This is a genomic window from Enterococcus sp. AAFC-DPL-5146 (assembly GCF_058216635.1).
Genome location: NZ_CM177103.1, coordinates 2,299,888 through 2,319,706 on the forward strand (window position 1 = coordinate 2,299,888; position 19,819 = coordinate 2,319,706).

Below are 19,819 nucleotides of genomic sequence, written 5' to 3' on the forward strand. Positions count from 1 at the left end.
CACTTTTATATAAAGCAAGAAGCGTGCCAAAAAAAATATAGACCAAACCCAGTAATAACACGGTTTTGGTCTATACGTTTTGTGTACACACTAATTATTTTTCGATTACACACTAACGAATGTTAGTTATATTCTGTCATTAATTCAATTCTATTTTCTAAAAACAGTTGCGTTAAGTGTGCAATATCTGACTCCGTAAAAGCAATACGATAGGCTTTTTCAATCACCATCAAATTGGTTCTAGTGACATCTGTTTCTAAGCGATTTTTTTTCATAAATTCACCAAGGTTCTCAAACTCTTTTGATTTCTCGCCTTTTAAAATAGCATCTACCAAGAATGCCAGATGAATCACAATTCCAGCATCTACTCCTGGTTCTACTATAATATGCATATCTGTTTGGATTTGATGCACTGTTTTTTGCAATGTGACAATCAATTTTTGCAGTGAATCGACTGCTGTGATTGTTCCACCTAATGATTTGACGATTTTCTCTGTGGGAACGTCATCACCTGCTATTCGCTTAAGTACATTTAGTTTTTCGTCATCAAATATGTCATAGGCTGAGAAAAATGGAATGTTCTGGTATTCTACATCAACGGTACCAGCAATTGCTTTGATTTCATAGTCTTCCATTAAACTGTCAATATGTTTTTTAAATGCTTCACGCTCTAAAAACTGCATTTGAATAATTTCTACTTTGTTTTCATCAATGACAGGTAAAATCCGCTGATATAATTTTGCAGCAACACCTTCACCAGTGAAACAAGTTACTACAACAGCTTTTTTAATTTCCTCACGATTTTGCGGACTGGTGCGGAACTGTTCTCTGATAATACTTTCAAATGACATTTGAATGTTTTGATAGATATCTTCTAAACTTCGTCCTACACTAGCCATCCGAATTGCTTCTAAGACAATCATTGTACTCGTCATCGTAATGGCTTTCGTACGGATGCCTGTTTCTTCAAAAATCAAGTGTCCAAAAGAATTCAATGAGCCCATATCTGTTAAAAGCAACATACCGTTCGCTAAATCTTCACGATGACTCAATACATAGCTTTTTAGTTGCTCATACATTGTTTGGACTTCCATCGTCAAGGGCATATTCATTGCTGCACCTGTTTGTGTTCCAAGTAGTTCTTGGGCCGTTTTCAACATACTTGAAGCAGTAGAATCACCATGCATCAAAACAACTACGCCAACATTATTAGCATGAACGATTTCTTTATTTCCAACATTAATGGATAAAAACATACTGATAAATCCAATCTCATCAAAGGGGATTTCAATGTTGTTTTCTTCTTCAATAATAGCGGATAAATCCATTGCTACCTGAAACTCTCTCTTCATTTTCTTTCTGACATTGTTTAAGTCAGGATGAACAATGACATGGCCTTCTTTTACTCGTTCAATTGTACTTTGCAGATGCAAAGCAAAAGCAAAACGAGCTTTTTCGTTATACTTACGCTCTAGTCTTTTTTCTGCAATATCGTATAACTGATCGGTTAGCTTCCAAATAGGTTCTGGTAGTAATTCTTTATGGACAGGATTTTGTGTAAGTTCGTCTACATAGGTTTGGAAATAAGCATCCATATCGCTAGAAATCAACTGCTCTAAATTCACATTTTCCAATTCATTCGCTGATAGTTTCGCTACTTTTTCTTCGATTTCGTTATAGACTTGCATATCGCGAGCGGGATCTTGAGACCAAACAACTTCATTCGTTCCAGGTTCAAAACTCAAATAATTACTTTTACTATCGACAAAACGATCTAGACGATCTGCAACTTCTTTGATTTTTAGCAAGCCTTTTTGCACTTGTAAAGGTAAATCACGTTTTCGTATAACTAGACTCGACTCATCATGGGTACGATAATGAAGAAAAGATTTAGCGCAAACAAGCTTCAAATCCCGTTTGACTTGACCAATATTACCTTCTGCATCATATAACATAAAGGCTAGAATCGCTTCTCTTTTAATATCAATCCGTTGATTTAAACGGTTTGCTTCTTGTTTGATAAACAATGAAATAATATCATAACGTTCGTCTAATGAGCGGGCATCTAAAGATGGCAAAGTAATCGCCATCGGTATTCTACGGTTAAAGGTTGTCAAAAAACTTTCCGAAGATTCTGTCGTTGCACCAATGATTTGAACTGATGCTTCATAGGTTTGACCGCTTTCTCCTAAAGGACGATAAATCCCTTTATCAATAAAGGTAAACAGCATTTCTTGTCCTTCAGGCGGTAAACGATGAATTTCGTCAAGGAAAAGAATACCGCCGTCTGCTTTTGACATCAAGCCTGGGCTATCTTCATTTGCACCAGTATAGGCTCCTTTTTTCACACCAAAAATATGACCAAAAAGCAATTGAGGATTTTGGGCATAATCAGCACAGTTAAATGAAACAAAAGGTGCATCTATCGGCAACGTTTTAGAGTCAACAGCAAAATGATACATGCATTCTGCAAACAAGGATTTCCCAGTCCCTGTTTCACCAAAAATAATTGTATGTAAGCCCCGCGGCGGATATAAAATCGCCGCTTTTGCTTGTTGGATGCTGACTTTTAAGGAGTCTTGGGCCCCGACTAAATTATCAAAAGTGACTTCACTGGAATTATCCACGTGAACTTTGTCCTCTTCTGTGACAACTGAATAGATGACTGGACGTCCATCACTTTTATTGATTTTTCGTTCCTTGAACAATTCACTTAAATAGCGGCTTGCATTACTTCGGTCAATTGCCAGTTCTTCTGCAACATCTGCCGCTGTCATGCCTTGTTTTTTTAATTCTAAAACTGCTAAAATCTCATCTTTTCTAGATTTCATGGACAGCCTCCTCAACTCATGACATTCTTACTTGTACGCTTTTAATCTGGCGTAGACGGTTTACGTCTGGCACCTTTATTTTTATTGTTTTTAGGTCGTTTTTTAGTCTTCTCTGTCCGTTCCTTAGGTGCTTTTTTTTCTGTTGATTCTTTTTTGACCGTTATATTTGAGCTGCTGTTTTTCTCTTCTGCGGAAGGTTTTTCTTTTCTAGTTAGATGGATCGCGCCATCATAAAGAAAAATTTCCTTTGAAGGTAACTCTATTTTTTTCATTAGTCGTTGATAATCTCTCTTGGTGGCGTCATTGACAAATGTAATAACAGAACCCGCTGCTCCCATTCGTCCAACTCGTCCAGCTCGATGGATATAACTTTCTTCTGACAAAGGAACTTCAGCATTCACAACAAACGGAATGGCATTAAAATCCAATCCTCTGGCAGCAATATCCGTTGTCAAAAGCATGACTGCTCGTTCTTTCGAAAATTGATCAATTGCTAATTTACGTAACGTTTTATTCTGATCTGAGGCAAGCCCTGCAACTGAAAGTCCTTCATAAATCAATTTTTCTTCTACTGAACCTAAATCAGCTACTTGATTGAAAAAAACCATTGCACGAAAATTAGGTGTATAGGCTAAACTTCTTAAATAGTCACTTTTCTTTCTTGGAGACAAGGCCATAAAATAATGATTCACAACACCACTAGACTGATCTTCCTCCGTTACATCAATAACTGTCAGTTTATCTGTTAATTTTTGAGCTTCTTCAGCTACACGATCGGCTGTTGCGGAATAAAAGGCAAGCTGAAAGTCTGTTGGTGCACTAGCCAAAATTTGTTTTGTTAAATTTAATTCTTTTTCATGAAAAAGCTGATCCACTTCGTCCATAACAATCGTTTGTAATAAGTGACTTTTTATTTTCTTTGTTTTGATTAACTCTAATACTCGACCAGGTGTTCCAACTAAAATCTCTGGTTTCTTTTTTAATTTTTCTACCTGTCGACCAACATTAGCGCCACCAATTAATGATTGTGTTTTCAATTGAAGTAATGTCGCCCAGTCACGTACAACTTGACTGATTTGAACAGCTAATTCTTGTGAAGGTGCTAAAATCAATAATTGACTTCCTTGATTTTTTTCCACATTTAAAAGTAACGGCAACACATATGCCAAGGTTTTACCAGAACCCGTTGGGGAAATACCTAACACATTTTCTTTTTCATACAGAGGCATGAAGCTTTTTTCTTGAATCATTGATGGCTTACTAAAACCAGAAGCTTGCCACTGTTCTTGCCACGCTTCTGGTAAATTTTCGATAACTGTCATAATAGTCCTTTCTTCATTGAAGCTGTTTATTCTTTGTCAGCATCAAAAACAATACCGGCACTTTTTCTTAATGTGGTTAATACTTTATTTACATTGCGTGATAATTCTACCCACTCTTCATAACGCACACCTATTGCCGGATCGTTAGGATTTTCAAGTACATCTGCAAAATCATGGGCTTCTTCAATCATTGGATTTTCTTCAGTGGTTAAAGAAATAATATCACGTTCTTGATGATTTCGATCATGGAATTCTGCTTTAGAGATTGCATTTACACTATCTAAAATTAGAGTTCCACCGTCGAAATAAATTTCAGAATCCAGGAAAGAATCGGCGTTTTTTCCTGTTTGTAGTGTTACATCAAATAAATCATATCTTAAAATCGCAGTGCCGATCCCATCTACATTTGTTGGGATTTTTCTTGCAAAATAATGGCTTTCATTAGGCATACCAAACCAGCCAACTGCGGCATAAACTAAATACACACCTAAATCAGCCAACGCTCCTCCTGAAAAATGTGGAGAAAAGATATTTGGTTCTTGACCGTCAAGTACTTGGTCATAGCGTGAAGAATATTTTGTATAAGTAAAGTTTGCACCGATAATTTGATTTTTTAATGGTAATAGATCACCTATTTTTTTGAAACTTTTCTCATGAATATTACGAGCAGCTTCAAAAAAGAAGACTTTTTGCTGATTCGCTAACTCAATGATTTCTGCTATTTCATCTGGCGTTGAGAAAGCGGGTTTTTCAACAATAATATTTTTTCCAGCTTGAATTGCTTGTTTCGCTTGTTCAAAATGTAGCGAATTCGGCGAAGCAATATAGACCGTATCCATATGAGCGATACCAAAAAATGTTTTTAAATCCGTTGCATATTCAACATCCCCGTAATCTTTACCAAACTCTTGAGCCGTTTCCAGCTTCCTAGAAAAAACGGCTGTTAAATCATAGCGTTTTGTTTCCAATGCTGCCTTAACAAATTGATGACTAATCCAGTTTGTTCCAATAATACCTAAGTGAATCATATTTACCCTCACCTTTCTGAATTTGGATCTTCAAACGTTTTTGCGACATCAAATGGTATCTGATGTTCTATTGCTATTGTATCAGGGGTAACACAACAATTGTAAGCAATGACCCTTAGACCTTGCTTTTGCCCAGATAAAATCATTTCTGCTAAAGCTGGCTGCATATCTGTGTGTATCGTTGCAGCTTCAACTTTCTCAAATTGAATCACAAACAATACATAGCTTTGGTAACCTTCTTTCACAGCCTCCATCAACTCAGTAACATGCTTTAATCCTCGTATCGTCGGCGCATCAGGAAACGCACCTAAACCATGATTCTCTAATGTCATTCCTTTAACTTCAATAAAAGCCTGATTGCCAGTATCTGTTTCTACTAAGATATCAAATTTTGACTGAGCGAATCGTTGTTCTCTCTTTAGTGAAACAATGTTTCCATTTAAATCTGGCAAGACGATCGTTCCATCCAGTATCCCTTGGCTAGCTAAAGCATTAGGAACTTGGCTATCAATATTAAACCAGGCTTGGCCTTTTTTGACCGCAATTAAATCGTAATCTGTTTTTCTCTTTGGAGAAGGCTGATAAGACAACGCCACTTCAACACCAGAATAAAATAGTTCTTTGCAACGACCCGTATTTTTCACGTGAACCGTTACCATTTCACCAGTTTCAAGTAATTTACATTCTGCAATAAAACGATTTGGTCTATGGATAAAATGTGCGAGATGCACGTTCGGATATGTGATCATTGTAACACCCTTTCTTCAAAACAATACCATATTTTGAATGAAAATGCATCGTCAAAATTTCCAATTGACTCTTCCTAAGTTTAACTTAAAATCAAATGAAAAAAATAGATTGGTTTCCACTACAATAGGTGTGAAATAGGCACGGTTTTACAACTTCCTTAAATTTCTTTATAGGAAATGGTTTCCCAATAGTTTGATTTTCTATTTCATGCTATGATTGTTTTGGAGGAGAATGATCATATGAAAAAACATTGGACTTTATTTCTAGGTGCATCACTTATTACTGGTATTGCTGGTTCCCTATTCTTAAAAAAGAAACAAGAACAACAGCAGTCAACCCAGGATATCCCTAATTTATATAAAAATTATTTAGGCAGTTGGTGGTTTATTAACAAACAAAAAGCCACCCAACACACATTACAGATTGAAGATGATCTACAAATTATTATCGACGGTAAAAAGTTAAATTATATGTTGGTGGAGTTAACAACTAAGCGCTTAGTTGCTCAAGATGAATATGGCTATCACTTGATTGTTCAATGTATAAATGAAAAACCTGCCTCGTTGTATGATGAAGCAGATGACGCTACTTATGTTATAGAATCAACAGAATCTTTAGATTAGTCTACAAAAAAATAAAAAAGCAAGTCTCATATATTTCATGAGGCTTGCTTTTCTATTTCCTTTTTGTTTGAAGTCGCTACGTTATCATTAATTAACTTTGGTTACTATTAAAATAAATATCCTATCTTTAAAGAATTAATTAATTGCTTAATCTCTAGAGGGAATCACGTAAAATGACATCCCCGATAAAGAATCACCTTACTATCACCTATCATTTTTGTAACCTATCTGTTCGTTCATTCCCACGCCAAATAGAATTATTTTTTTTATACTATAGAAAGTAAAAAATAACATTTATTTAGGAGAATGAAATGAACGGAAATCAATTAAAACTTATAATGATCGGTTTGATGACACTTGATCATCTTGTCCCTCTTTTACCACCACAATTTAGTATTCCTTTTCATATAATTTCACGTTGTGTAGCTGTATTTTTTGGTTTTATGGCTGTGGAAGGATTCCATTATACAAGAAATAGAAAAAAATATCTCGTAAGACTTTATGGTTTTTCCGCTATTATGTTTGTGGGAAATACGTTAATCAACACATTAATCATTAAAAATTCAATGTATCAGATTCACAATAATATTTTTCTAACACTAGCGATTGGAGTCACAATTTTATGCTTACTTGACTTTGCTAAAGGGATTAAAGAACCTTTTATTAGGATTTCTACAATTGTACTGGCAATACTATTGATACTATCATCTTTTTTAAGTTTACTTCCCGTAGAAGGTGGCTCTATAGTCATTCCTTTTATGCTACTTAGCTACTTATTTAGAGACAATGCTAAAAAGAGAGACCTTTCTTATCTTATCTTTTCTATTTTTTTGATTATAATCACACTAATTGGTTTACCTGACTATTCTTTTGAAATAATCAAAATGCAGCTTGAAGTAAATCCTGAATTTCTATTTATTACAGTTATTCCTTTTATTCATCTTTATAACGGTGAAAAAGGAAGTAATAATCCAATCTTTAAATATTTATTCTATGTATTTTATCCAGCACATATCTGGCTCATTATGGTGATTAACTTTTATCTAAATCAAGCTTAATTCAGTAAAAACGCAACGTTAAGACTTTTGTCTATACGTTGCGTTTTTACGTTTTAATTTTCTTTATACTTTGTTTGGATTTTTTTCGGCAATTTTCCAAGGACTAGTTCATAAGATTTCCTTAAAAAAGATGCAAGCTGTTCTTCTGTAAAAGATGAATTTTCTAGTTTAAATGAATTCCAATGGGTTTTATTTGCATAGTAGCCTGGTACCACATCTTGATATTGCTCTCGTAATAATTCATTTTCTTCTGGATTCCCTTTGACTGTCATGATCTTTTCACCTGCTTTATTTGTTCCAAGCATACAAAAACATTTTTTCTCAATTCCGAAATAATCACAATCCCAGTCTTCCCGATAGTCAACCGTCGCCCCTGGCCATTTCTTTGCTTCCGCTTTTAAATAGGTTATTTTCTTATCCATCTATTTACACTTCCTGACTATTACAGAAAAAGCTCAATAAATTACCGTCTATGTCCTTGATGATTGCATAATATTGTCCCCAAAAAGCTTGCCACGGCTCACGAAAAATCTCGTAACCAAAACTTTTCATTCTTTCACATAACTGATCGATTTCTGCAGGTGATTCACATAGAAAAGCAAGTTCAATTTTGTCACCTTCACTTTTCGGCAGATAACCATATACTCCTTCAATCATCTTTTTAGTATTTAATGAGATTCGCATACCTTCATTGTTCAGTTCTACATAATCGGCAGCCTTTTCACCTACCACCTGAAATCCTAAACGTTCATAAAACAAAATCGCTTGTTCCATCGACTCGACAATGATTCCAATCATATCTAGTTTCATCTTGATCTTCCTCCATCTCTTTTTAGAATAGTATACTCTGATAGTCACCCTTTGTCTTGTATAATTCCGACATGCCATCTAATTTCTTGCGGTGTTAAACCTGTCATTTTCTTGATTTTTCTACTATAATGAGCCTGATCAAAAAAATGATATTTCTCTACTAAATCCAAATGATTAATTTTAGGCTTCATTACTATTTCTTGGTAAACTTTTTGAAAACGTAAAACCTCAAATACTTCATAAGGCGATAGTCCTGTTTCTTCTCTAAACAATCGTTGTAGATTGCGTTGGGATATTGAGCTGTCTGCCATGCTTTTTGAATAATTTTTCCCATGATATTGACTTTCTATAAACTCTTGAACTGGTAGAGAAATTATTTTAGTATCTAATTGATTTAATCGCTCCAAAAAATAAAAATCAGCACTCTGAATCAGTTCGTTAATCGAGTTTTTTCCTGTTAACTTACCGATTAACTCTTTAGCCATTCTTTTCTCAAGCAAATCTAAAGACAGTAATTGATTTTTCATCTCTTTAAAAGAGTGGTTAAAAAATGGATACATACCGCCTAGATAATAGCGAATCCCAAAATGAAAAACTGGCTGCTTAACAGTAGAATTAAAAAAAATGGTTGATGGTCCACAAATAGTGGCTGATAAAATCTCTAAGTCTGGAGTCAGTTGAAGGACTAAATCCGAACATAAATCTGGAATAATTCGTGTAGGAGTACTTGTTTGATCGCTGTAACTAAACCAATAGGCTTGGACATATGAATGCAAACGACGATCAGGTTTTATTTCTTGATAGTCACTCGTTAACTCCTGCCAAATTTTTGGTTTATACATTATTTGCCTCCTTTAAAAAGTCATTTTAAATCCTATTCTTCCACTTTATACGCCATTGTTGCATGTACTGCTCGTTTCCAACCAGCGTATAGTGTACTTCGTTGTTCCTCTGTGATATCGGCTTCGAACCGTTTTACATTATGAGTAAAGCTTTTGATTTCAGCTAAATCTTTCCAAAATCCTATAGCCAAACCAGCTAAATAAGCCACACCTAAAGCAGTTGTTTCGGAAAAAGTTGCGGCTTCAACAGGTTTATCGATAATATCTGCTTGAAATTGCATCAATAAATCATTTTTTGAAGCTCCGCCATCAGCTCTTAATAACTTGATTTCGATCTTAGAATCATTTTCCATTGTCTTTATCACATCTGCGCTCTGGTAAGCAATGGAATCTAAGGTTGCACGAATCAGATGTTCCTTTGTTGTTCCTCTGGTGATACCAAAAACTGCGCCTCGCGCATCTTGATCCCAATATGGTGCACCTAAACCAGTAAATGCAGGCACAACATAAACCCCATCGGAATCAGTAACTTGATTGGCGAGATCCTCTGAATCACTCGCATCTCTAATCAATTCCAACCCGTCACGTAACCACTGAATCGCTGAACCAGCTACGAAAATACTTCCTTCTAAAGCATAGGTCACTTTACCATCTATACCATACCCAATCGTCGTCAACAATCCATTTTTAGATAAAATCGCTTTTTCTCCTGTATTCATCACAATGAATGCTCCAGTACCATAAGTATTTTTGACCATTCCTTCTTCAAAGGCAGCTTGACCAAAGAGAGCAGCCTGTTGGTCTCCAGCCATTGCAGCTATTGGAATATTCTCTCCATAGAAATGATAGTCTTCAGTATAACCATAAATTTCTGCATTTGAACAAACTTTTGGAAGCATATTGCTAGGAATTCCTAAAATATCTAAAATTTCCTGATCCCAATCTAATGTATGGATATTAAACATCATGGTTCGGCTGGCATTCGTATAATCCGTTTTGTGTACTTTACCGCCTGTAAGTTTCCATAATAACCAAGTATCGATAGTTCCAAATAGTAACTTTCCGGATATGGCTTTTTCTTTCGCACCTTCAACATTATCCAGCAGCCATTTGACTTTAGTCGCCGAAAAATAAGAATCAATAATCAAACCTGTTCGTTCTTGAATAAATTCTTGGTAGCCTTTTTCTTTCAGTACATTGGCAATCTCATTGGTCTGCTTAGACTGCCACACAATTGCAGGATGAATTGGTTCGCCCGTTTGTTTATCCCAGACAATCGTTGTTTCTCTCTGATTTGTAATACCGATTGCTTTGATTTGAACTGGTTTTAACTTTGATTCAATCAATACATCTGCAATGACTGATTGAACAGAATTCCAAATTTCATTGCCGTCATGTTCTACCCAGCCTGGATTAGGAAAATATTGTGTAAACTCTTTTTGTGCTTTAGCAATTTCTTGTCCCTCATGATTAAAGAGAATGGCTCTTGAACTTGTGGTTCCTTGATCTATCGATAAAATGTATTGATTTTTAAACATGTTTTGTTCGCTCCTCAGAAATGATAGTTTTATTATAAAACAAACTCTCATTAAAAGTCTTGTTCTATTATAAAATAAAAAAACATGCTATGATTTTTTCCAATCTTAGCATGTTTTGGGTTTATTTATTTTTCACTCATAATAAACGCTATCAATCAAAATATAATATGTGTACTCAGTATTTCAAGCAAAAAATCACTTTTTAAAATTTTGATTCTATCAGCGAAATAACATCGCTCAATATTTGAGAGGTAAGGTACAGAAATGATTCCTTTGCTAAGAGCAGCCATTTCCATATTTTGACGTTTTCGCAAGTTAGCAATCCTTAAACCAATAAATTTATACATCAACAAATACTCCTTTGAACTTTCTAGTGATCACTTTCCTATCACTCCACGTTCTCATTACTTTCATTTTAAAACCCCTTTATTTTTATTACTCTATCAGTTTATAGATTTTAATAAAAACAATCAATACTTGCTTTGTTACCTAGCTCGTCGACAATCTATTTTCAAACAACCCAAAACTCTAATCTTATTTTAATAATATTTTTTTTAACAACGTGAGTGTCAGTAACTATTCATAGCAATATCACAAAAAAGCGACTAGAAAACGTTATCATTTCTATGTTTGTTTGCTTTTTTTTAGAGTGAAAAATAAAACTTATTTTTTTTTAAGATTAACAAATTATTAAATGGTCAAAAAAACGATTTTCTGATAAACTTATTCTGATGGCTTCTTTGAAAGGATGAACTATATGACCCCAAATCGCGAAGACTACCTAAAACTTATTTTTGAATTAGGTGGCGATGAAAATAAAATCAACAATAAACAAATCGTCTCTGGCCTGGATGTTTCAGCAGCTTCAGTCAGTGAAATGATTTCAAAGTTAGTAAAAGAAGAACTCGTTGAACATTCCCCTTATCAAGGTGTTCAACTCACTGAATTAGGACTAAAAAAAGCAAGTACACTCATTCGCAAACATCGATTGTGGGAAGTATTTTTAGTAGAACATTTAAATTATTCATGGAACGAAGTTCACGATGATGCCGAAGTGTTAGAGCATGTTACCTCACAAACTTTAGCTAATCGTTTATCTGCGTATCTGAACCAACCTAAGTTTTGTCCTCATGGTGGTGTTATCCCGGGAGATAATCAGCCTGTACACGAAGAAAAACGTCAAACGTTAGTAGATTATCCTGTTGGAGCGACCATTCGAATTGCTCGTGTATTAGATGAAAAAGAGTTGCTGGACTATCTAGTATCGATTGATTTACAAATTCATGAAGAATACAGAATTGATGAAATTGCAGCTTATGAAGGGCCCATCAGTATTAGTAATGATAAAAAAGAACTAGCAATAAGTTATAAAGCGGCAAGTACAATTTTTGTTGATCAATTATAAAAAGGATTCCTATATGGCAGGATTAGAAGCTACTCCATTTTAAACACTTCTGTCCTAGCCTTCACTAAGAAAGCGGGGAAATGCAATGAATGAAAAAATAGCTCTATTTACTATCTTTGGCGGCACTGGTGATTTAGCAAAAAGAAAACTTTATCCTTCGTTATTTCGATTATATCGTAAAGGGAATTTAGCTGAACATTTTGCAGTTATCGGCACAGCAAGAAGAGAATGGTCTGACGATCACTACCGTGAAATTGTTCGTGAAACAATTAAAGAGTTGAATCCAACAAAAGAAGAAGCAGAAGCTTTTTCAAGTCACTTCTATTACCAAGCACACAACGTTAATGACTCTGAACATTACGATACATTAAAAAAATTATCTGATTCTTTAAATGATAAATACCAATTAGGCGGCAATCACATTTATTACTTAGCGATGGCTCCTCAATTTTTTGGCACAATCGTTCAACACTTAAAATCACAAGAAATTTTAACAGATAATGGTTTTGACCGATTGATTATTGAAAAACCATTTGGCTCTGATTATGACTCTGCTTATCAGTTAAATGAAGAAATTCGCGCAGTTTTTCCTGAAAAAGATATCTTTAGAATTGATCACTATTTAGGAAAAGAAATGATTCAAAATATTTCTGCAATTCGTTTTGCGAATAACATTTTTGAATCGCAATGGAATAATCGCTATATTGATAACGTACAGATTACTTTTGCTGAAAGTCTTGGTGTTGAAGATCGCGGTGGTTATTATGACCATAGCGGGGCGTTAAAAGACATGGTTCAAAACCATATTCTCCAAGTTGTCGCTTTACTGGCTATGGAACCTCCAGTCGCTTTTTCAGAAGCTGAAATTCGTGCAGAAAAAGTCAAAGCTTTACAAGCTATTCGTCTGTATTCAGAAAAAGAAGCTTTAGAAAACTTTGTCCGTGGTCAATATGGCCAAGGCAAACTAGACGATCAAGAATTTGTTAGTTACCGAGAAGAGCCAAATGTCGATGAACATTCTCAAACGGAAACATTTGTCGCCGGCAAATTCCTAATTGATAATTTCCGTTGGTCTGGGGTACCTTTTTATATCCGTACAGGAAAACGACTAACAGAAAAAGGTACGCGTATCAATATTGTCTTCAAACAAGTTCCTGTTAATGTCTTCAAAGATGATATTGATAAATGTGGTGAGAAGACAGACTTACCACCTAATGTCCTAACCATTTATATTCAACCGACAGAAGGTTTCTCAATGACTCTCAACGGAAAAGAAATTGGACAAGGTTTTACCACAACTCCTGTAAAATTAGATTACCGTCACAGTGCAGAAACAACTGGAAATAGCCCAGAGGCCTATGAAAAGCTCTTATTAGACGGTTTAAATGGTGACGGTACAAACTTCTCACATTGGGATGAAGTCGCTCAATCTTGGCGTATCGTTGATATTATTCGTCAAGCTTGGGATAAAACAACAGTTGACTTTCCAAATTATGCGGCAGGCTCAATGGGACCTGATGCAGCATTTAACTTATTAGAACAAGACGGCTTTTCTTGGGATTGGCAACCAGATACTTGGTACCGTGAACGAGGAAAATTAGATTAAAATAAAAAGGCTCTGGAATTTTTTCCAGAACCTTTTTTATTATTCTACTCTTCAAATCCTTCTGCTACAGCTTCTGGATAGTTTTCTTCGACAATTGTTGCACAACGTCCGCATAAATGTGGTAATTTTTCATCTTCCCCGACATCCGTACGTACTGCACGACAACGATCACAGGTTTCACCTGCTGCTTTTTCCACAAGAATCGACATATCATCAAATTTTTCAACATTTTCAGGAATATCTGCTGTTTTAGCAGCTATCTCAAAATCAGAAATGATTAATAATTGAGCTACATCTGCATCTACAGCTGTTAATAACTCGCGGATTTGTTCATTTGGATAAACCGTCACTTTTGCTTCCAACGATTTACCAATCAATTTAGAGTTACGTGCTTCTTCCAAAGCTTTTAAGACATCATCTCTAAAGTCCAAGAAGGCTGCCCATGTATCTAATAGCTCTTGTTGATTTGCAAATTCTTCATAACCTGGGAATTCAGACAATTGTACGTACTCTTCTTCTTCTTTTAAGTAACTCCAGATTTCCTCAGAAGTATGTGGAATAATTGGTGTTAACAGTTTTGTTAAAGCAACAGCCGTTTCATAAAATACTGTTTGCATGCAACGACGTTGATAGTTATCTTCAGCCTCAATATAAACAACATCTTTGGCAAAATCTAAATAGAATGAAGATAGATCGACAGTTAAGAAATTCATTACTGAACGATAAATTTGCATGAAATTGTATTTTTCATAGCCCTTTTCACGGATTTCTTTAATTACTTGGTTTAAACGAACAACCATGTATTTATCCACAGAACGCAATTCGTCATACGCTACGGTATGTTCTTTTGGTTCAAAATCACTTGTATTAGCTAGTAAGAAACGCATCGTATTACGGATTTTACGGTATACTTCAGACACTTGATTTAAGATATCCATCGAAACACGCACATCAGCTTCATAATCCACACTACTTACCCACAGACGTAAAATGTCTGCACCCATTTGTTTGATTACTTTATCCGGTAAGATCGTATTTCCTAGTGATTTACTCATTTTACGACCTTCGCCATCCAATGTAAATCCTTGAGATAATACAGCTTTGTAAGGAGCTACACCATTTATAGCAACACTTGTCGTAATACTTGAGTTAAACCAACCACGGTATTGATCAGAGCCTTCTAGATACATATCAGCTGGGAAAGTCAGTTCTGGACGTTGACGCAATACTGCTTCATGAGACGAACCAGAATCAAACCAAACATCCATGATGTCATTTTCTTTCGTAAATACACCATTTGGAGAATCTGGATGTGTAAAGCCTTCTGGTAATAATTCTTTTGCTTCACGTTTGAACCAAACATTTGATCCATGTTCAGTAAATAAATTCGCTACATGTTCAATCGTTTCTGGTGTAATAATCGCTTCCCCATTTTCAGCATAGAAAATTGGCAATGGTACACCCCAAGCACGTTGACGAGAAATTACCCAATCACCACGGTCACGAATCATATTGTAAAGACGTGTTTTACCCCAAGGTAGTATCCAATCCACTTTTTCTACTTCGTCTAGGATATTTTGACGGAATTTATCGATTGATGCAAACCATTGTGGTGTTGCACGATAAATAACTGGTTTTTTCGTACGCCAGTCATGTGGATAACTATGTGTAAAGAAATCTAATTTTAATAAGGCATCTTTTTCGTCCAGTAATGCTGTGATCATCGGATTAGCTTTATCATAGAAAATCCCTTCAAAACCAGGAGCCTCATCCGTAAATACACCACGATTATCCACAGGAGAAAGAACATCAAGGTTGTATTTTTTACTAACGATATAATCATCTTCACCATGTCCAGGTGCTGTGTGAACTAAACCAGTACCAGCTTCTAATGTGACATGATCGCCTAACATTACTAAAGATGTGCGGTCATAAAATGGATGTTGCGCTGTCATATACTCCATATCTTTACCAGAAATTGTTTCAAGTACTTCTACATCTTCCCAGCCAATAGCTTCTTTAACAGTGTCTAAAAGATCTTTTGCAACAACATATTTTTTGCCATATGCTTTAACAACAACGTATTGATAATCAGGGTTTACAGATATTCCTAAGTTTGCTGGAAGTGTCCATGGAGTTGTTGTCCAGATTACTAATGAAGTATCTGCATCTAAAATACCTTTACCATCAACTATTTTGAAAGCTACATAGATTGAGGCTGATTTAACATCTTTATATTCAATTTCTGCTTCTGCTAGTGATGATTCACTTGAAGGGGACCAATAAATTGGTTTTAAGCCTTTGTAGATATAGCCTTTTTCAGCCATTTTTCCGAATACACGAATTTCAGCAGCTTCATAAGAAGGATCTAATGTAATATAAGGATTTTCCCAATCTCCAGCAACACCTAAACGTTTAAAATCTGCACGTTGTGTATCTACTTGTGAACGCGCATATTCTTCACATTTTTCACGGTATTCTGCTAAAGTCATTTCTTTTCTTTTGACCCCTTTATTTGTCAAAACTTGTTCAATTGGCAATCCGTGTGTATCCCAACCAGGCACGTATGGTGAACGGAAACCTGACATTGATTTTGAACGGATGATGATATCTTTACTGATTTTATTTAACGAATGGCCTAAATGGATATTTCCATTTGCATATGGCGGTCCATCATGAAGGACAAATGTCGGTTTTCCTTCATTTAGTTCTTGACGTTTTTCATAAATTTTTTGTTCTTCCCAATCTTTTTGCCATTCTACTTCACGATTTGGCAAATTGCCTCGCATTGGAAAAGCCGTTTTTCCCAACTGTAACGTTTCTTTCATTTTCATTTTTATTTCCTCACTTTCATTGATAGGTGTTGATTAATAAAGAGTTTGCTGTATTAACTAGTGTAAAACCATCCTTACTAAATTCTTCAGCGAGTATTTTGGTAATTCACTATTAAAGGGACTTCTCTCATTTCCGTTCGCCAAGTACTGTTCATCATCCACTCTGACAAAGCCAGTCGTGGTGATTCAGAACTTTGGATACTTCTCTCACTTCCGTTCGTCAAGTACTGTTCATCATCCACTCTGGCAAAGCCAGTCGTGGTGATTCAGAACTTTGGATACTTCTCTCACTTCCGTTCGCCAAGTACTGTTCATCATCCACTCTGGCAAAGCCAGTCGTGGTGATTCAGAACTTTGGATACTTCTCTCACTTCCGTTCGCCAAGTACTGTTCATCATCCACTCTGGCAAAGCCAGTCGTGGTGATTCAGAACTTTGGATACTTCTCTCACTTCCGTTCGTCAAGTACTGTTCATCATCCACTCTGGCAAAGCCAGTCGTGGTGATTCACAGCAAAACAAAAAGTACCTTCATCCCAAGGGACGAAAGTACTCGTGTTACCACCCAAATTTAAAATAATCAATACATTCGATTATTTCCTCTGTAATTGTTAACGAAATCACTCGTCAAGTTTTACTTGATTCAAACTTGAGTAAAATAGAGGATCTTTTCAATACCAGGGTCTGTCAAACTTTCACTATCATTGACTCGCTAAAAGAATGGTTATTGACTTTTCTGTTCTATTTATTTACAACATTATTTAGGATCTTTATTTAGTAGATCAAGCATTGCTTTTGGATCAATTGCCGCTTGTTCAAGAGTCGGTTGCTCAGCTACTTCTGGTTCGCTTGTAACAACTTCTTCTTTATCAAGTTCTTTTGCAAGAACTTCTTTGATTACTGTATGTGAATCACTTACATAACTTGAGAATGGTTTTAGTAGTTCATTCCATTCTTCACTTTTAACTTGTTCTAATTGTGCTTCTAACATTAAACTTAGACGTTGATGGAAGACACGAGTCTTCTTCTTCAAGTCATCTGTTTCAGCAGCTAATTGACGTGCACGGTCAGTTGCATCTGTTAGAATTTCTCTCGCTTTTTCCTCTGCAGATGTAATAAGATTACTTGAGCGTTTTTCAGCAGAAGAAATCATTTCGTTTGCTGTATTTTCAGCTGAGGTAACGATTACTTCAGATTCTTTATTAGCGCTAGTTTTTACTTTATCTGCTGTATCTTGAGCGACAATAATTGATTGGTTCAATGCGTCTTTTAATTCATTGAAATATTGTAATTTTTCTTCCGCATGCTTTAATGATTTCTCAAGCTCACGTCTTTTTTGAAGAGAGTCTTCATAATCTTTCGTCACTTGATCTAAGAAATCATCGACATCATCTTGATTGTATCCTCTCATTTTCGTAGAAAAATTCTTATTTTGAATATCTAATGGAGTTAATGCCATATTCCTTCACCTCTTTGGATTATTTTCGTAGAACACCCAATAACAAACGAAACTTGTCCTTTTTCGTCTTACCTTCTAACTCTTGAATTTGGACTCGACCAAAACCTCTAATGGACACAATATCTAATAGATCAACTAAGAAATCAGGTCTTGTATTCTCCGTCCAATTCACTTTAACTTTTCCAGATTCAATCAATTGTTTTGATCTCTGTCTAGATATATTATAAACGCTAGAGATCAAATTATCCAGACGTAAAGAACTTAATGTTGTTCGTTCCTGCGTCCAGTCATCCTTAGGAAGGACCATTTCTGTATATTTTCTTTTTTCTAATCTTACAGATATTTTCCCGATTTTTTCTACCTGTGTCAAAATAAAATTTGCTACTTCTTTAGCGACAAAGACTTGCCATCTATCGCCGTCAGAAATAATGTCCCCAAAATATTCTCGCTTAATCCCTGTGTTAACTAGCGTCCCTAAAATTTTACCATGGGATAGCGTAGAAAATTTTACAGGATAAACGATTTCGACTAGTTCGACTTCAAAATCATCCTGCTTAGGCTCATAGTAATCAGGATAAATTAGACAACGTCTACGCTCAGCTTGTTCGTATCCACCGTAAAATTGAAATTCTAACTCACTATTTTGTCTTATCAACGTTTCTAAAATGTAAGACTGCCTAGGATCTAAAAAATCTGATAAATAAGGAGCATATTGACTTTCGACTTGTTCTAGCCAATCACCAATAGAATCAATAAAAGGATGCTCATCTTTTCGAAAATGTTGATACACATTTGCGTTCATAGACAAATCATCCCTTCTTTTATTAATACATGATTGACTGCAAAATTCGGCCTAATCCGCTTGCTGCTAAATTCAACACGATAATTGCAATCATTACATTAAAACCTACCATACCGATTCTTAAATTTAGTCGATCGAATAAGCTTAAATACGGCTCACAAATACTTGCGATCAAACGACCAAATGTAGAGTCATAGGCTCCAGGAAACCAAGATAATAATGCATATATAATTAAAATTCCTGAATAGATTTGAACACCTTTGTATAGTATAAATATAAATAGAGCGATAATAATTACCTCCTAACTAGAAATCAAACATTTGTTTTTTTGCTAACGATTGAGCTGTAGCACTATCGATTTCTATGTTTGATGGTGTGCATAGAAAAATTTCATCGCCTACACGTTGAATGTCCCCATCTAATGCATAAACTGTTCCTGTAAGAAAGTCAACAATTCTTCTTGCTTGATTTTCTTCTACTAAATGAAAATTAACTAGTACCGCATCACTTGCTATAATATGTTTAGCAATATTCATTGCCTCAGAATAAACTCGTGGCTCAATAATTGTAATTTTACCTGGTCTACCTGAGTTATGTGTGTCTTGCGAACGTTTAGAACTTGAGTTATTAGAACTACGCATAGAGACAACCTTTTTCTCATTAAATGCTGTTTCCTGACGGCTTTCTTGTTTGTTCTGATGTGTTTCTGTTGAACGATAACGAGCAGATGGTTTTTCGGTCAAAGGTTCAGTTGGTTTTTGTGCCTGTACTGATGCTTGTCGAACCGTCTGTCTTGGTTGCTCATTAACAACCTTTTGCTCTTCGTATTCATCATAATTATCATATTCATCTTCACCAGATAATCCAAAAAAGCTCGATAACGCATTTTTACTAAAAATTGACATAGATTCCC

18 protein-coding genes are annotated in these 19,819 nt (G+C 35.4%); 4 read left to right on the forward strand and 14 right to left on the reverse strand.

Features of this window, described 5'->3' with window-relative positions; genetic code table 11:
- Positions 1-122: 122 nt before the first annotated feature.
- From AC4BB2_RS10495 to sfsA, 4 genes are read right to left on the reverse strand one after another with little or no spacing between them, the layout of a single operon-like run.
- On the reverse strand, positions 123-2,831 hold the full coding sequence (locus AC4BB2_RS10495) for a sigma-54-dependent transcriptional regulator (protein ID WP_490472885.1): 2,709 nt from the start codon (positions 2,829-2,831) through the stop codon (positions 123-125).
- A gap of 41 nt (positions 2,832-2,872) precedes the next feature.
- Positions 2,873-4,153, reverse strand: coding sequence for a DEAD/DEAH box helicase (locus AC4BB2_RS10500; protein WP_490472886.1), 1,281 nt, complete (start codon positions 4,151-4,153; stop codon positions 2,873-2,875).
- Between the two features lie 26 nt (positions 4,154-4,179).
- Positions 4,180-5,181, reverse strand: coding sequence for a Gfo/Idh/MocA family protein (locus tag AC4BB2_RS10505; RefSeq protein ID WP_490472887.1), 1,002 nt, complete (start codon positions 5,179-5,181; stop codon positions 4,180-4,182).
- A gap of 8 nt (positions 5,182-5,189) precedes the next feature.
- A complete protein-coding gene (sfsA, locus tag AC4BB2_RS10510; RefSeq protein WP_490474692.1) occupies positions 5,190-5,927 on the reverse strand; it encodes a DNA/RNA nuclease SfsA in 738 nt (245 codons plus the stop codon).
- Between the two features lie 243 nt (positions 5,928-6,170).
- Between sfsA and AC4BB2_RS10515 the strand changes: the two genes are divergently transcribed.
- Positions 6,171-6,554, forward strand: coding sequence for a DUF4828 domain-containing protein (locus AC4BB2_RS10515; protein ID WP_490472888.1), 384 nt, complete (start codon positions 6,171-6,173; stop codon positions 6,552-6,554).
- Positions 6,555-6,865: 311 nt separating this feature from the next.
- Positions 6,866-7,612: a TraX family protein gene (locus tag AC4BB2_RS10520; protein WP_490472889.1), complete on the forward strand. Its 747-nt coding sequence runs from the start codon at positions 6,866-6,868 to the stop codon at positions 7,610-7,612.
- Positions 7,613-7,665: 53 nt separating this feature from the next.
- Here the strand turns inward: AC4BB2_RS10520 and AC4BB2_RS10525 are convergent, their stop codons facing one another.
- The 5 genes from AC4BB2_RS10525 to AC4BB2_RS10545 all read right to left on the reverse strand — a co-directional run bounded on the left by AC4BB2_RS10525 (position 7,666) and on the right by AC4BB2_RS10545 (position 11,149).
- A complete protein-coding gene (locus AC4BB2_RS10525; protein ID WP_490472890.1) occupies positions 7,666-8,034 on the reverse strand; it encodes an MmcQ/YjbR family DNA-binding protein in 369 nt (122 codons plus the stop codon).
- 4 nt (positions 8,035-8,038) lie between these two features.
- A complete protein-coding gene (locus tag AC4BB2_RS10530; RefSeq protein ID WP_490472891.1) occupies positions 8,039-8,422 on the reverse strand; it encodes a VOC family protein in 384 nt (127 codons plus the stop codon).
- A gap of 44 nt (positions 8,423-8,466) precedes the next feature.
- Entirely contained in the window at positions 8,467-9,264 is a 798-nt protein-coding gene (locus AC4BB2_RS10535; RefSeq protein WP_490472892.1) for an AraC family transcriptional regulator, read from the reverse strand.
- 32 nt (positions 9,265-9,296) lie between these two features.
- On the reverse strand, positions 9,297-10,802 hold the full coding sequence (gene glpK / locus AC4BB2_RS10540; protein WP_490472893.1) for a glycerol kinase GlpK: 1,506 nt from the start codon (positions 10,800-10,802) through the stop codon (positions 9,297-9,299).
- A gap of 155 nt (positions 10,803-10,957) precedes the next feature.
- Entirely contained in the window at positions 10,958-11,149 is a 192-nt protein-coding gene (locus tag AC4BB2_RS10545; protein ID WP_490472894.1) for a hypothetical protein, read from the reverse strand.
- Between the two features lie 410 nt (positions 11,150-11,559).
- On the opposite strand from AC4BB2_RS10545, the gene efaR reads away from it, so the two are divergent.
- Together efaR and zwf are read left to right on the forward strand one after the other, a co-directional pair.
- The gene (gene efaR / locus AC4BB2_RS10550; RefSeq protein ID WP_490472895.1) at positions 11,560-12,207 is read left to right on the forward strand and encodes a transcriptional regulator EfaR; all 648 of its coding nucleotides are present in this window, start codon (positions 11,560-11,562) and stop codon (positions 12,205-12,207) included.
- Positions 12,208-12,292: 85 nt separating this feature from the next.
- Positions 12,293-13,813 carry a glucose-6-phosphate dehydrogenase gene (gene zwf, locus AC4BB2_RS10555; protein WP_490472896.1) on the forward strand — a complete coding sequence of 507 codons (1,521 nt, stop codon included), beginning with the start codon at positions 12,293-12,295 and terminating at the stop codon, positions 13,811-13,813.
- Between the two features lie 44 nt (positions 13,814-13,857).
- On the opposite strand, the gene ileS is transcribed toward zwf, so the two are convergent.
- From ileS to AC4BB2_RS10580, 5 genes are all read right to left on the reverse strand, one after another.
- Entirely contained in the window at positions 13,858-16,647 is a 2,790-nt protein-coding gene (gene ileS, locus AC4BB2_RS10560; RefSeq protein ID WP_490472897.1) for an isoleucine--tRNA ligase, read from the reverse strand.
- 755 nt (positions 16,648-17,402) lie between these two features.
- A complete protein-coding gene (locus tag AC4BB2_RS10565) occupies positions 17,403-18,104 on the reverse strand; it encodes a DivIVA domain-containing protein (protein WP_490472898.1) in 702 nt (233 codons plus the stop codon).
- Positions 18,105-18,123: 19 nt separating this feature from the next.
- Entirely contained in the window at positions 18,124-18,906 is a 783-nt protein-coding gene (locus tag AC4BB2_RS10570) for a YlmH family RNA-binding protein (protein ID WP_490472899.1), read from the reverse strand.
- A gap of 22 nt (positions 18,907-18,928) precedes the next feature.
- Positions 18,929-19,201 (reverse strand): YggT family protein, encoded by a 273-nt coding sequence (locus AC4BB2_RS10575; protein ID WP_490474693.1) that lies wholly within the window; start codon positions 19,199-19,201, stop codon positions 18,929-18,931.
- A gap of 10 nt (positions 19,202-19,211) precedes the next feature.
- Positions 19,212-19,811 (reverse strand): cell division protein SepF, encoded by a 600-nt coding sequence (locus tag AC4BB2_RS10580; RefSeq protein ID WP_490472900.1) that lies wholly within the window; start codon positions 19,809-19,811, stop codon positions 19,212-19,214.
- Positions 19,812-19,819: the final 8 nt, after the last annotated feature.

Bases quoted from the DNA above. Each gene is read 5' to 3' on its own strand.
- AC4BB2_RS10500 (WP_490472886.1), bottom strand. From the start codon at position 4,153: ATGACAGTTATCGAAAATTTACCAGAAGCGTGGCAAGAACAGTGGCAA.
- ileS (WP_490472897.1), bottom strand. From the start codon at position 16,647: ATGAAAATGAAAGAAACGTTACAGTTGGGAAAAACGGCTTTTCCAATG.
- AC4BB2_RS10545 (WP_490472894.1), bottom strand. From the start codon at position 11,149: ATGTATAAATTTATTGGTTTAAGGATTGCTAACTTGCGAAAACGTCAA.
- AC4BB2_RS10520 (WP_490472889.1), top strand. From the start codon at position 6,866: ATGAACGGAAATCAATTAAAACTTATAATGATCGGTTTGATGACACTT.
- AC4BB2_RS10495 (WP_490472885.1), bottom strand. From the start codon at position 2,831: ATGAAATCTAGAAAAGATGAGATTTTAGCAGTTTTAGAATTAAAAAAA.
- efaR (WP_490472895.1), top strand. From the start codon at position 11,560: ATGACCCCAAATCGCGAAGACTACCTAAAACTTATTTTTGAATTAGGT.
- AC4BB2_RS10515 (WP_490472888.1), top strand. From the start codon at position 6,171: ATGAAAAAACATTGGACTTTATTTCTAGGTGCATCACTTATTACTGGT.
- AC4BB2_RS10505 (WP_490472887.1), bottom strand. From the start codon at position 5,181: ATGATTCACTTAGGTATTATTGGAACAAACTGGATTAGTCATCAATTT.
- glpK (WP_490472893.1), bottom strand. From the start codon at position 10,802: ATGTTTAAAAATCAATACATTTTATCGATAGATCAAGGAACCACAAGT.
- AC4BB2_RS10580 (WP_490472900.1), bottom strand. From the start codon at position 19,811: ATGTCAATTTTTAGTAAAAATGCGTTATCGAGCTTTTTTGGATTATCT.
- AC4BB2_RS10570 (WP_490472899.1), bottom strand. From the start codon at position 18,906: ATGAACGCAAATGTGTATCAACATTTTCGAAAAGATGAGCATCCTTTT.
- zwf (WP_490472896.1), top strand. From the start codon at position 12,293: ATGAATGAAAAAATAGCTCTATTTACTATCTTTGGCGGCACTGGTGAT.
- AC4BB2_RS10535 (WP_490472892.1), bottom strand. From the start codon at position 9,264: ATGTATAAACCAAAAATTTGGCAGGAGTTAACGAGTGACTATCAAGAA.
- AC4BB2_RS10565 (WP_490472898.1), bottom strand. From the start codon at position 18,104: ATGGCATTAACTCCATTAGATATTCAAAATAAGAATTTTTCTACGAAA.
- AC4BB2_RS10530 (WP_490472891.1), bottom strand. From the start codon at position 8,422: ATGAAACTAGATATGATTGGAATCATTGTCGAGTCGATGGAACAAGCG.
- AC4BB2_RS10525 (WP_490472890.1), bottom strand. From the start codon at position 8,034: ATGGATAAGAAAATAACCTATTTAAAAGCGGAAGCAAAGAAATGGCCA.